12 protein-coding genes are annotated in these 12,525 nt (G+C 69.3%); 4 read left to right on the top strand and 8 right to left on the bottom strand.

Annotated elements, in window-relative coordinates:
- The 6 genes from ACKVMH_RS10450 to hppD form a co-directional block, all read right to left on the bottom strand.
- On the bottom strand, positions 1-621 hold a 621-nt coding region (locus ACKVMH_RS10450; RefSeq protein ID WP_412700232.1), incomplete at its 3' end, for an SDR family oxidoreductase.
- A 3-nt stretch (positions 622-624) separates the two neighbouring features.
- Positions 625-1,860 (bottom strand): Na+/H+ antiporter NhaA, encoded by a 1,236-nt coding sequence (gene nhaA / locus ACKVMH_RS10445; RefSeq protein WP_412700231.1) that lies wholly within the window; start codon positions 1,858-1,860, stop codon positions 625-627.
- A gap of 119 nt (positions 1,861-1,979) precedes the next feature.
- Positions 1,980-2,972: a sodium:calcium antiporter gene (locus ACKVMH_RS10440; RefSeq protein ID WP_412700230.1), complete on the bottom strand. Its 993-nt coding sequence runs from the start codon at positions 2,970-2,972 to the stop codon at positions 1,980-1,982.
- A gap of 49 nt (positions 2,973-3,021) precedes the next feature.
- A complete protein-coding gene (locus ACKVMH_RS10435) occupies positions 3,022-3,690 on the bottom strand; it encodes a lectin (protein WP_412700229.1) in 669 nt (222 codons plus the stop codon).
- Between the two features lie 96 nt (positions 3,691-3,786).
- Complete coding sequence (gene hmgA, locus ACKVMH_RS10430) at positions 3,787-5,082, bottom strand: homogentisate 1,2-dioxygenase (protein ID WP_412700228.1); 1,296 nt, start codon at positions 5,080-5,082, stop codon at positions 3,787-3,789.
- A gap of 14 nt (positions 5,083-5,096) precedes the next feature.
- Complete coding sequence (gene hppD / locus ACKVMH_RS10425; protein ID WP_412700227.1) at positions 5,097-6,182, bottom strand: 4-hydroxyphenylpyruvate dioxygenase; 1,086 nt, start codon at positions 6,180-6,182, stop codon at positions 5,097-5,099.
- 111 nt (positions 6,183-6,293) lie between these two features.
- Here hppD and ACKVMH_RS10420 point away from each other — a divergent pair, with 111 nt between their 5' ends.
- Entirely contained in the window at positions 6,294-6,818 is a 525-nt protein-coding gene (locus tag ACKVMH_RS10420) for a MarR family winged helix-turn-helix transcriptional regulator (protein ID WP_412700226.1), read from the top strand.
- Between the two features lie 56 nt (positions 6,819-6,874).
- Here ACKVMH_RS10420 and ACKVMH_RS10415 read toward each other — a convergent pair whose 3' ends face one another.
- Complete coding sequence (locus ACKVMH_RS10415) at positions 6,875-8,467, bottom strand: peptide MFS transporter (protein ID WP_251370591.1); 1,593 nt, start codon at positions 8,465-8,467, stop codon at positions 6,875-6,877.
- 184 nt (positions 8,468-8,651) lie between these two features.
- Complete coding sequence (locus ACKVMH_RS10410; RefSeq protein ID WP_215218849.1) at positions 8,652-9,512, bottom strand: tryptophan 2,3-dioxygenase; 861 nt, start codon at positions 9,510-9,512, stop codon at positions 8,652-8,654.
- Positions 9,513-9,702: 190 nt separating this feature from the next.
- Between ACKVMH_RS10410 and pdhA the strand changes: the two genes are divergently transcribed.
- From pdhA to ACKVMH_RS10395, 3 genes are all read left to right on the top strand, one after another.
- The gene (pdhA, locus tag ACKVMH_RS10405) at positions 9,703-10,776 is read left to right on the top strand and encodes a pyruvate dehydrogenase (acetyl-transferring) E1 component subunit alpha (RefSeq protein ID WP_412700225.1); all 1,074 of its coding nucleotides are present in this window, start codon (positions 9,703-9,705) and stop codon (positions 10,774-10,776) included.
- Positions 10,773-11,789 (top strand): alpha-ketoacid dehydrogenase subunit beta, encoded by a 1,017-nt coding sequence (locus tag ACKVMH_RS10400; RefSeq protein ID WP_412700224.1) that lies wholly within the window; start codon positions 10,773-10,775, stop codon positions 11,787-11,789. Before pdhA ends, ACKVMH_RS10400 begins: the two co-directional genes overlap by 4 nt.
- 63 nt (positions 11,790-11,852) lie before the next feature.
- Positions 11,853-12,525: biotin/lipoyl-containing protein (locus tag ACKVMH_RS10395; RefSeq protein WP_412700223.1), on the top strand; the 673-nt coding region annotated here is incomplete at its 3' end.

Raw genomic sequence — 12,525 nt, 5'->3', positions numbered from 1 at the left:
CTCGCGGTACGGCAGGGTCTCGCCGCCGGGCAGCGCGTAGGCGCGTCCGTGGGTGGCAGGCGCGTCCAGGCACGCCAGCGCCGCGTCGGCGAGGTCCTCGACATGCACGGGTTGGCGCAGGCCGCAGGCTCCACGCGGCAGCGGGAACATCCCGGCCCGCCGCGCCAGGGCCGCGATCCGGCTCAGGCTGGCATCGCGCCCGCTGCCATAGACCAGGGTGGGCCGGAGCAGCGTCGCCGCGTCGCCGCGGAAGGCTGCGGTGGCGAAAACGCTGTCCTCGCCCTGCTTCAGCCGCCCGGCCAGCCCGCGCTCGGCCGGGTCACCGGACCCCCGCTTGGTGTCCAGGCTGGTGGACCCGAAGGTGACCACCCGTGGCGCCGCCACGCCGCCCCCCGCATACCAGCGGGCGAAGTGGTCGAGCGGGCCCGCGCTGATGATCGCGTCGAACCGTGCCGGCAACGGCGGCATCGCTTCGAATCCGCCGGACAGCCAGCGCAGCCTGGCGTCATCGCGCTGCGGCGACCGCGACAGCGCGGTGACGTGCCAACCGCCCGCGCACAGGCGTTGGATCAGCGGCTGGCCGATCTGGCCGCTGCCGCCGAAGACCAGCGCCGTACGCACGCGTCAGCCGTTCCGATCGCGCGCCGGCAGCACCATGCGCAGCCAGCTGTAGCCAAGCACGGCGGCGATCACCGAGGCGCACAGCACGCCCAGCACCGCGGCCTCGTAGTTGAGCGGGTCGCGGTAGCCCAGCGACGCGATGAACAGGCTCATCGTGAAACCGATACCGCACAGCAGGCCGAGCCCGACCATCGCGCGCAGGTCCATGCCCTCCGGGAAGCGCGCCCAACCCAGCGCGCGCATCGACACGGCGGCACCGACGATGCCGATCGGCTTGCCGACCACCAGGCCGAGCGCGATCCCCATCGGCACCGCCGCGAATGCCGCCTCGAGGCTCAGGTCACCGAGCGCGAGGCCGGCGTTGGCGAACGCGAACACCGGCAGGATCGCGAACGCGACCCAGGGGTGCAGCGCGTGCTCGAGGTGCTCCAGCGGCGAGTGCTCGACTTCATCGTCGATGTCGTTGCGCGGGTTCACGTGCGGGATCATCAGGCCGGTGGCCACGCCGGCCAGCGTCGCGTGCACGCCGGACTTGAGCACGCAGATCCACAGCACGACGCCGAGCAGCAGGTAGGGCGTCAACGCCGTGACGCCACGCCGGTTGAGCAGCCACATCAGCGCCAGCGCGGCGCCGGCCCACGCCAGCGCAGTCAGCGAGAGCCCGTGCGAATAGAACAGCGCGATGATTACGATCGCGATGAGGTCGTCGACCACGGCAATGGTCGACAGCAACAGCTTCATCCCGACCGGCACGCGCGACCCCAGCAGTGCCAGCACGCCGAGTGCGAACGCGATGTCGGTCGCGGTCGGCACCGCCCAGCCGCGCATGGCCTCCGGGTCGCCATGGTTCAGCCCGAAGAAGATCAGCGCCGGGACGATGACGCCACCGGTAGCGCAGACCAGCGGCAGGACCAGCTGCGATCGGCCGGCCAGCTGTCCGGTCAGTGCTTCGCGCTTGATCTCCAGCGCGACCAGCAGGAAGAAGATCGCCATCAAGCCGTCGTTGATCCAGAGCAGCGCCGGCTTGGCGATGTCCAGCTCGCCTACGCGCACCTGCACCGGCAGCTCGAGGAAGCCTTCGTACACCTCCTCCAGCGGGGAGTTGGCGAAGATCATCGCCAGGACGGCGGCGCCGATCAGCAGGATGCCGCCGGCGGCCTCCAGGTGCAGGAATCGCGCCAGCGCATTGGCCGCACGCAGCGAAAACGGTCGGGGGGACTGGGATCGGGATTCGGTCATTCCCCCAGTCTAACAACGCTCCGGCNCAGCGCATTGGCCGCACGCAGCGAAAACGGTCGGGGGGACTGGGATCGGGATTCGGTCATTCCCCCAGTCTAACAACGCTCCGGCGGGATCAATCAGCCCGCGCCTGTGCCCCCGGGGGCGGCAATGTCGGCAGCGCGGCCGACGAGGAGCAGCTCGAACGCCAGCCACACCGCGAAGCCCACCAGCAGCACCCCGCCCTCGCCGCGGCCGATACGCAGGTCGCCGCGCAGCATGGGGTAGATCACCAGGGCGAACGCCAGCGCGGCCGGCAAGGCGTAGCGCACCAGCAGTCCCGGGAGCACGACCGGCTGCCACAGCGCCATCGCGCCGACGATCACCAGCAGGTTGAACAGGCTGGAGCCGATCACGTGACCGACCACGATGTCGCCCTGCCCACGCCGCGCAGCCGCGATGGCGGCGGCGACTTCCGGCAGTGCGGAGCCGATCGCCACCGGCACCAGGCCGGCCAGCAGCGGCGACAGCCCCCAGCCCGCGCCGAGCGTCAGCGCGTTGACCACCACCAGCCGCGAGCCGAAGTACAGCAGCACCAGCGCGATCGCGAAGCGCAGCAGGTTCAGCCCGAGATCGGTGCCGGTGCTGGAAAAGCCTTCCAGTTCGGCCTGCAGCTCGGGCGTCTCGTTGCTGGCCCTGGACAGGGCAAAGGCGAGCGTGGCCACGAACGCGACCACCAGCACGCCGCCCTCGATGCGCGAGACCGACCCGTCCAGCCCGAACACGATCAGCGCCGCCGTGCCTGCGACCAGCACCAGCAGCAGCGGGTTGAGCGCGCGCCAGTGCACCAGCAGCGGGGCCGCCAGCGCGGCCAGGCCGAGGGTGAGCCCGAAGTTGACGACGTTGCTGCCGATCGCGTTGCCGAGCGCGAGGTCGGGTACGCCGCGTGCGATCGCATGGAGGTTCACCGCGATTTCCGGCAGCGAGGTTCCGAACGCGACCAGCACCAGGCCGGTCACGAACGGCGACACGCCGCCGCGGCGGGCCAGCCCCGAGGCACCCTTGACCAGCGAATCACCGCCCAGTGCAAGCAGCACCAGTCCCAGCACGAACAAGCCAAGCGCTGCCAGCATCAGTCGATCTCCATGGGTCCCCGGCCCGATTCTAGGCCCGGGCGCGGGCTCAGGAACAACCTTCGACGTAGTCGACGTGCGGCGGCAGGCCGACCCGCCACTCGCTGACCACGTCGTCGGCGTCGGTTTCGAATACAAGCACGGCCTTGCTGACGGCGGGGTCGGCGACGCGCAGGTACTCGCCGCCGTCGACATATTTGTGCCGGCCACGGTCTTCGAGTGGGCCGTACAGGCCCTCCAGCTGCGCCTCGTCCATGCCGACGCGGCCGCCACCGGGCGCGGCCATGCGCTCGTTGTCGACCGAGTAGCGGACGAAATCGCCGTCGACGAACATCAGCGCGAAGTGCGCTTCATCGGGCTGCTCGGCCGGACTCAGGTGGAAGCACGCCGCGCCCTCGCCCGTGCCGCCGTCCAGCGCGCCGGCCCAGGCGGCACGTACGGTGTCGGCGCCCATCCCGAAACGCGCCGGCCCGTAGCCGTCGAAGCGCGCCGCATGTGCCGGCGCGCCGATGCCGCCAGCCGGACTCCCGGCAGGTGCCCCGGCAGGAGCTTCCGTGCCAGGCGGCCGGAGCGGGTCGATCGTCGCGGGCGGATCGTCGGCGGGGATGCCAGGCCCGCCGCCCGCAGCGTCGGTTTCGGCTACGTCATCCGAGCAGCCGCCGACGGCGAGCACGAGCAGGCAGGTGCCGAACAGGAGCGGCAGGTGGTTGAAAGACATGCGGCAGACCGGGCGTGGACCGCGGCCGATGCTCGGCGTGCGCTCGTCAACACGGCGCGAACGACGGCACTTGCCGGGCGTTCGCCGGGCCGCTCGTCAGGCCTTGAAGTGCTTGCCCAGTCCCGCCCAGCAGTCCTGGTAGCCACGCTGCCGGTGCCCGGCGTCCACCGCTTGCCGGGTCGGACGGATCACCGCGCGGGCCTCGAACATGAAGGCCATGGTGTCCTGCACGACGTCCGGCTTCGACAGGTCCGCGTGGCTGGCCTTGTCGAAGGTCGCCGCGTCCGGACCGTGGCCGGTCATGCAGTTGTGCAGGCTGGCGCCGCCGGGCACGAAGCCCTCCGCCTTGGCGTCGTAGGCGCCGTGGATCAGGCCCATGAACTCGCTGGCGATGTTGCGGTGGAACCACGGCGGACGGAACGTGTCCTGCGCGACCAGCCAGCGTGGCGGGAAGATCGCGAAGTCCATGTTGCTCGTGCCCGGCGTGTCGCTGGCCGAATGCAGCACCAGGAAGATCGACGGGTCCGGGTGGTCGTAGCTGATCGAGCCGATGGTGTTGAAGCGGCGCAGGTCGTACTTGTATGGCGCGTAGTTGCCGTGCCAGCCCACCACATCGAGCGGGCTGTGGCCGATGTCGGCGCGCCACAGGTGGCCCTGGAACTTGGCGACCAGCTCGAAGTCGCCTTCCAGGTCCTCGCAGGCGGCGTTGGGGGTCAGGAAGTCGCGCGGGTTGGCCAGCCCGTTGCTGCCGATCGGCCCGAGGTCGGGCAGCCGCAACAGCGCGCCGAAGTTCTCGCAGACGTAGCCGCGGGCGGTGCCGTCCGGGAGTTCGACCCGGAAGCGTACGCCGCGCGGGATCACTGCGATCTCCTGCGGCTCCACGTCCAGCACGCCCAGTTCGGTGGCGATGTGCAGCCGGCCCTGCTGCGGGACCACCAGCAGCTCGGCATCGGCGTCGTAGAAGAACCGGCCGTCCATCGACGCGTTTGCGGCGTACAGGTGCACGCCGATACCGGTCATCGCGGCCGGGCCGCCGTTGCCGGCCATGGTGAACAGTCCGTCGACGAAATCGACCCGCGCATCCGCCGCCGGCATCGGCAACGGGTCCCAGCGCATCTGGTCCGGGTTCACCGGGCCGGCATCGAAGTCGTTATGCAGCCGCCGCTGCGAGAACGGCTGGAACGGCCCGTGCACCGCCGCCGGCCGCATCCGGTACAGCCAGCTGCGCCGGTTGTGGCTGCGCGGCGCGGTGAACGCCGTGCCGGAAAGCTGCTCGGCGTAGAGGCCATGCGCGACCCGCTGCGGCGAGTTGCGCCCGACCGGCAGCGTGCCGGCGACGACCTCGGTGGCGAACTCGTTGCCGAAGCCCGACTGGTAGCCGTTCGATTCCATCGCCGGCCGCCTGCTCAGAGCACGCCGCGCTTCATCTGGTCGCGTTCGATCGACTCGAACAGCGCCTGGAAGTTGCCTTCGCCGAAGCCTTCGTTGCCCTTGCGCTGGATGATCTCGAAGAAGATCGGGCCGAACGCGTTGGTGGTGAAGATCTGCAGCAGCAGGCGCGACTTGGTCTCCATGTCGGCGTCGAGCAGGATCTTGTTCCGGGCCAGGCGCGGCACGTCCTCGCCGTGGTTCGGGACGCGCTGGTCGATCACCTCGAAGTAGGTGTCGGGGGTGTCGAGGAACTCGATCCCGGCCTCGCGCATCTTCTCCACCGACTCGTAGATGTCGTCGGTGAACAGCGCGATGTGCTGGATGCCCTCGCCCTTGTAGTCGCGCAGGTACTCGTTGATCTGGCTCTTCTCGTCGCTCGACTCGTTGAGCGGGATGCGCACGATGCCGTCCGGCGCGGTCATCGCCTTCGACAGCAGGCCGGTCTTGCTGCCCTTGATGTCGAAGTAGCGGATCTCGCGGAAGTTGAACAGCTTCTCGTAGTAGTCCGACCACTTCTGCATGTTCCCGAGGAACAGGTTGTGGGTCAGGTGGTCGATGAAGGTCAGGCCGAAGCCGCGCGGGTGCTGGTCGACGCCCGGCAGCGGCTCGTAGTCGGCGTAGATGTCGGCGTTGGCGTCGTCGACCAGGTACAGCATGCAGTCGCCGATGCCCTTGATGGCATGGCCCTGCAGCGCGCCGGTCTCGGGCTTGAGGTCGGCCTTCTCGCCACCGTTGGCGAGCACGTGCTCGAGCACCTCGGCGGTCGGACGGGTGAAGCGGATCGCGAAACCGCAGGCCGACGGGCCGTGCTTGGCGGCGAAGTCGGAGGCGAAGGAATCGGGCGCCTCGTTGAGCAGGAAGTTGATCGTGCCTTGGCGGAACAGGGTGATCGCGCGGTCGCGATGCCGGGCAACGGCGGTGAAGCCGAGCTTCTCCAGGTACTCGCGCATGCGCGCGCCCTGGCCGGCCGGCGCCGCGAATTCAACGAACTCGAACCCGTTGATCCCCATCGGGTTCTCGAAAGTGGTGACCTGCATGCCGAGGTTGGGCTGGGCGCTCATGGGGACTCCGGGGGAATGGCTTCGAAAAGCGTGGATGGAACGTACGGCCGACAGCGGCCGCATCGCAGGGTTATAGTTTCACATGAAACCATAGGCAAGGCGCGGCGCAACATGAACGACCCATGCCACGGCAATCCCCCCCACGACCGCGACGACGGCGGCGCCCGGCTGGCCGCTGGCGCGCGCCACGTCGAGCTGGATCTCGAGCACTTCCTGCCTTATCGCCTGTCGGTGCTGTCCAACCGCGTCAGCGACTCGATCTTCCGGATGTACTCGGAGCGTTTCGCGCTCGGGGTCACCGAGTGGCGGGTGATGGCGGTGGTCGGACGCTACCCCGACCTGTCGGCCGGCGAGGTCGCCCAGCGAACGGCGATGGACAAGGTGGCCGTGAGCCGTGCAGTGGCCCGGCTGGTCGAAGCCGGCCGGCTGCAGCGCGAGGTGCATGGCGACGACCGCCGCCGCTCGGTGCTGCGGCTGAGCGTGGACGGCTACCGCGTCTACGACGAGATCGCACCGCTGGCGATCGAGTTCGAGCAGCGCCTGCTCAAGGGCATGGACGCGTCCGAGCGCGGACTTCTGTTCCGCCTGCTGGACCGCCTGGACGAGCTCGAACTGCAGGTCGAAGTCGGACGCTAGCCAAAAAAAAACGGCGACCCGGGGGTCGCCGTTTTCGTGTCACCAGGAGCCCGCGGTCAGCGGCGCTCTTCGTCCAGTCGCGTACCGGCGGCAGCCGGCTCGGCCAGCTCGGCCTCGCCCGCCAGCTGGTGGTCGTCGTCCTTCAGCGTATCCAGGTGCATCAGGCGCTTGATCAGCGGCGACACCAGCAGGAAGCCGACGCCGACCGCGACCGCGATCCAGCCGATGGTCGAGTACACGTCCAGCACCACGTCCTGGGCGGCGTCGCTGCCCGAGGCGGCTTCCGAACCGGTCGCGGCGGCGATCAGGCCGGCCACGAAGTTGCCGGTCGCCGAGGCGAAGAACCAGCAGCCCATGATCAGGCTGGCCATGTGCGCCGGCGCCAGCCGGTTCATGGCCGACAGGCCCACCGGCGACAGGCACAGCTCGCCCATCGTGTGCAGCAGGTAGATCAGGAAGATGAAGAGCACCGGGGTCATGCTGCCGCCGGCGACCGCGGCCGCGCCGGCCACCAGCACCAGGAAGCCCAGGCCCAGCTGGATCATGCCGAGGCCGAACTTGGCCGGGGCCGACGGCTCCAGGCCGCGGCGGCCCAGCATCGTCCAAAGCCAAGCGAACACCGGCGCCAGCAGGATGATGTACATCGCGTTGATCGACTGGAACATCGAGGCCGGCACTTCCCAGCCGAACATGTTGCGGTCGACGAAACGGTCGGTGTACAGGTTCAGCGAGGAGCCGGCCTGCTCGAACAGGGCCCAGAACAGCACCGAGCCGATCATCAGGATCATCGCGGCGAAGATGCGGTTGCGCGCGTGCCGGTCGAGGCGGGTCGAGGCGACCCAGCCGACGTAGCCCAGCAGGACCGCGCCGGTCACACCGAGCGCCCAGCCGACCACTTCCTGGTTCTGCACCATCCACCAGCACACCACCACGATGCCGATGCCCAGCACGTACAGCAGCCACTCGAACGGGAGGCCGGCCGTGCGCTGGCGCAGGCGCGCCGGATCGGTCGACTCGCCTTTGCCCTGCAGCAGCGGCTTGCCGATCACGAACACGATCAGGCCCAGCAGCATGCCGATGCCGGCGGCGCCGAAGCCGTACTTCCAGCCGTAGGTCTCGCCCAGGTAGCCGCACAGCAGCGAACCCAGGAACGCACCCAGGTTGATGCCCATGTAGAAGATCGTGTACGCGCCATCACGACGCACGTCCGTGCGCGGATAGAGCTGGCCGACCATCACCGAGATGTTGGCCTTGAGGAAGCCCGAGCCGACGATGATGAACGCCAGCGCGAGCCAGAACGCGTTCAACGCGGGGCTGTCGCCGCCACCGTCGCCCTCGAAGCCCATCAGGAAGTGGCCGAAGGTCAGCAGCACGGCGCCGTACAGCACCGCCTTGCGCTGGCCCAGGTACTTGTCGGCAAGGTAACCACCGATGACGGGGGTGATGTAGACGAGCGCGGTGTACGCGCCGTAGACCATCGAGGCCTCGCCATCGGAGAACAGCCAGTGCTTGGTGAGGTACAGCACCAGCAGTGCGCGCATGCCGTAGTAGGAAAAGCGCTCCCACATCTCGGCGAAGAACAGCATGAACAGACCGCGCGGATGGCCGAGGAAGGTCTTTTCCCCGACTGCGATTGGATTGGTGGCCACTGGTGGTCTCTCTCCCCTGAAGGATGTCTTGTCGGTTGCCGCCCTGCTGGGCGGTCTCATGGCAATCCCCGCAGCCGGGATGATTCCCCGGCAGGGGCGAAAACGGGAAAGGTTTAACCGCTAGGTAACAAGCACGTCAAATGAATGCGCTCCATGCCTCAGCGCATGCTGCGCCGCAACACCGTCAGCGGCCGGCGCCGATCGAGGTACGGACCTCGAACAGCTCGGGGAAGAAGGTCAGGTCCAGCGCCTGCTTGAGGAACCCCACGCCCGACGAACCGCCGGTCCCGCGCTTGAAGCCGATGATGCGCATCACCGTGCGCATGTGGCGGAAGCGCCACAGCTGGAACTGGCTTTCCAGGTCCACCAGGTCCTCCAGCAGGTGGTAGGCGGCCCAGTGCGCGTCGGGGTCCTCGTAGATCCGCTCGAACACCGGCAGCAGCTCCGGCTCGGACACGTGCGGGCGCGACCAGTCCCGCTCGACCAGCCGCGGCGGCACGGCGTGGCCGTTGCGCGCCAGGAACCGCAGCGCCTCGTCGTACAGGCTCGGCGCCTCCAGCACTTCGCGCAGCGAGGCCTCCGCCGCCGGGTCGTGCGCGAAGACCTTCAGCATCGCGGCGTTCTTGTTGCCCAGCAGGAACTCGATCGTGCGGTACTGCAGCGACTGGAACCCCGACGACGGCCCGAGGATGTCGCGGAAGCGCATGTAGTCCGACGGCGTCAGCGTTTCCAGCACCGACCACATCTCGGTCAGCTGGCGCAGCACCTGCTTGCAGCGCGCGAAGATCTTCTGGCAGCTGCCCAGCTCGTCGGCGCGCAGGTGCACGGTGGCCGCCTTGAGCTCGTGGATCATCAGCTTCATCCACAGTTCCGAGACCTGGTGTTGCACGATGAACAGCAGTTCGTCGTGCTCGGCCGGGTCCGACAGCGGGTGCTGGGCATCGAGCAGGCGGTCCAACCGCAGGTAGCCGCCGTAGCTCAGTCGTCCGGACAGGTCGGTATGGATGCCGGTTTCCAGCGCACGCTCGTTCTTGTCGACGCTCATCGGGTGCTCCTGCAGGGGGCGAAAGGGTATCGCACGCGCCGGCGCGGGCGCGCCCTGACCTGGATCAGGCCGGCGGCCGGTCGCGTCGGCTGCAGGCAACGGGCCGCCGGACTTGCCGCATCGCGCAACGGCTTTTGCCGCCCCGGCCGGTATGATCGGAGGTCTTTCGCATGACCGAGGAACGCGTGCAATGACGGTCGCCGCATCGTTCGAAATCGAGTATCTCCAGTACCTGGGCCCCGACGGCAAGCCCGTCGGCGAACTGCCCGAAGCCTTCCGTGACCCCAAGGCGCTGCTGCCGCTGTTCAAGCAGATGCTGTTCGTGCGCACCTTTGACAGCAAGGCGATCAAGCTGCAGCGCACCGGCAAGCTTGGCACCTATGCCGCCAGCCTCGGCCACGAGGCGACCCACGTCGGCATCGGTGCATCGATGAAGCCCGAGGACGTGTTCGCGCCCAGCTACCGCGAGTACGGCGCGCAGTTCATGCGCGGCGTGAAGCCACGCGAGGTGCTGCTGTACTGGGGCGGCGACGAGCGCGGCAACGACTTCGCCGAGGCGAAGAACGACTACCCGTGGTGCGTGCCGATCTCGACCCAGTGCCTGATGGCGGCCGGTGCGGCGCTGTCGTTCAAGCTGCGCGGGCAGGACCGCATCGCGGTGGCCTGCTGCGGCGACGGCGGCTCGTCGAAGACCGACTTCTACGCCGCGCTCAACTCCAGCGGTGCGTTCAAGTCGCCGCTGGTGCTGTGCGTGGTCAACAACGGCTGGGCGATCTCGGTGCCGCGCCATGCGCAGACCGGTGCCGCCACGCTCGCCCAGAAGGGCCTGGCCGGCGGCCTGCACTGCCTGCAGGTGGACGGCAACGACCTGATCGCCGTGCTCGAGGGCATGCGCCGCGCGACCGAACGCGCGCGCAGCGGCGAGGGTGGCAGCGTGATCGAGTTCATGACCTACCGCCTGCACGACCACACCACCGCCGACGATGCCAGCCGCTACCGCGACGAGGCCGAGGTCAAGGACGGCTGGACCCGCGAGCCGATGACCCGCCTGCGCACCTACCTGACCGATGCCGGCGTGTGGAGCGAGGACGAGGAAGCCAAGTGGATCGAGGAATGCGGCCACAAGGTCGACGTCGAGATCAACGCCTACCTGGAGACCCCGGTGCAGCCGGTTGAAGCCATGTTCGACCACCTCTATGCCGACCCGCCGGCGGACCTGCTGGCACAGCGCGAGCAGGCGATCGCACGGGAGGGCCGGGCATGAGCAGCAACGACAAGGCCGCCGCGCCGACCACCCCGGCTCCCATCACGCTCATCGAGGCGCTGACCCAGGCGATGGCCCATGAGATGCGCGCCGACGAAAGCGTCGTCGTGCTCGGCGAGGACGTCGGCGTCAACGGCGGCGTGTTCCGCGCCACCGCCGGCCTGCACGCGCAGTTCGGCAGCCAGCGCGTCATCGATACCCCGCTCGACGAGACCACCATCGCCGGCCTCACGGTCGGCATGGCCAGCCAGGGCATGAAGCCGATCGCCGAGGCGCAGTTCGACGGTTTCATGTACCCGATGGTCGACTTCATCGTCTGCCACGCCGCGCGCATGCGCTACCGCACCCGCGGCCGCCTGCACTGCCCGATGGTGCTGCGCGTGCCGTGGGGCGGCGGCATCCGCGCTCCCGAACACCACAGCGAGGCCAACGAGGCGATCTTCACCAACGTGCCGGGGCTGCGCGTGGTGATGCCGTCCTCGCCGCAGCGCGCCTACGGCATGTTGCTGGCGGCGATCCGCGAGCCGGACCCGGTGATCTTCTTCGAGCCCAAGCGCATCTACCGCCAGTACAAGGAGCACGTGCCCGACGACGGCGAGGCGCTGCCGCTGGACGTGTGCTACGTGCTGCGCGACGGCGACGACGTGACCCTGGTGACCTGGGGCGCGCAGGTCAAGGAGACGCTGGAGGCCGCCGAACAGCTGGCAAGCGAAGGCATCAGCGCCGAGGTGATCGACGTGGCGACGCTGCGTCCGCTGGATTTCGCCACGATCGCCGAATCGGTGTCGAAGACCGGCCGCTGCGTGATCGTGCACGAGGCGCCCAAGACCGCCGGCTTCGGTGCCGAGATCGCCGCGCGCCTGGCCGAGGAGTCGATGTACGACCTGCTCGCGCCGGTCGAGCGCGTCACCGGTTACGACACCCACATCCCGCTGTTCCGGCTGGAGATGAAGTACCTGCCGAGCGTCGACCGCGTGGTCGCCGCCGCCAAGCGCGCGATGGCGGCCGGCTGAGCCCGGCCGCAACATCCAAGCACTGCCCGGGCGCCACGGCGCCCCCGCAAACGAAGGACTGCCATGAGCAACAAGAAAACCTTCTTCCTGCCCGACCTCGGTGAAGGCCTGCCCGACGCCACCATCGTCGAGTGGACCGTCAAGGTCGGCGACACGATCAGGCTGGACGACGCGCTCGTCTCGATGGAGACCGCCAAGGCCGTGGTCGAGGTGCCCTCGCCGGTCTCGGGCAAGGTGCTGAAGCTGGCCGGCGCCGCCGGTGACGTCATCACCACCGGCGCGATGCTGGCCGAGTTCGAGGTCGACCCGTCGATGCCGCAGCGCGCCGAGGGCCAGGACACGGGTCACCACCACGGGGGTGGCCAGCCCGGAAAAGGCGTCGGCAGCGACGACCCGGCGCCGGACGACCGCGTGGTCGCCTCCGACGACGGCGGCGCGATCGAGGACGAGGGTGCCCCGGCACCGAAGGGCGAGCCACGCCAGGACAGCGGCACGGTGGTCGGTGCGATGCAGTCCTCCGACGCGGTCCGCAGCGAGCAGGCCAGCACGATCGGCGGGGTCAAGGCGATGCCCGCGGTACGGGCGCTGGCGCGCAAGCTCAAGGTCGACCTCGCCCGCGTGCGTGCCACCGGCACCGATGGCGTGGTGACCATGGCCGACGTCAAGCAGGCGGCCGCCGACGGGTCGGCCGTGCTCGGCGCGGCACCGGCTCCGCGCGCCGCCGCGGCGGCCCCGG

It is taken from the genome of Lysobacter zhanggongensis (genome assembly GCF_046638635.1).
Lineage (GTDB): Bacteria > Pseudomonadota > Gammaproteobacteria > Xanthomonadales > Xanthomonadaceae > Novilysobacter > Novilysobacter luteus.
Note: the sequence above shows the minus strand (reverse complement) of the source record. Positions and strands in the feature narration are given on the sequence as shown.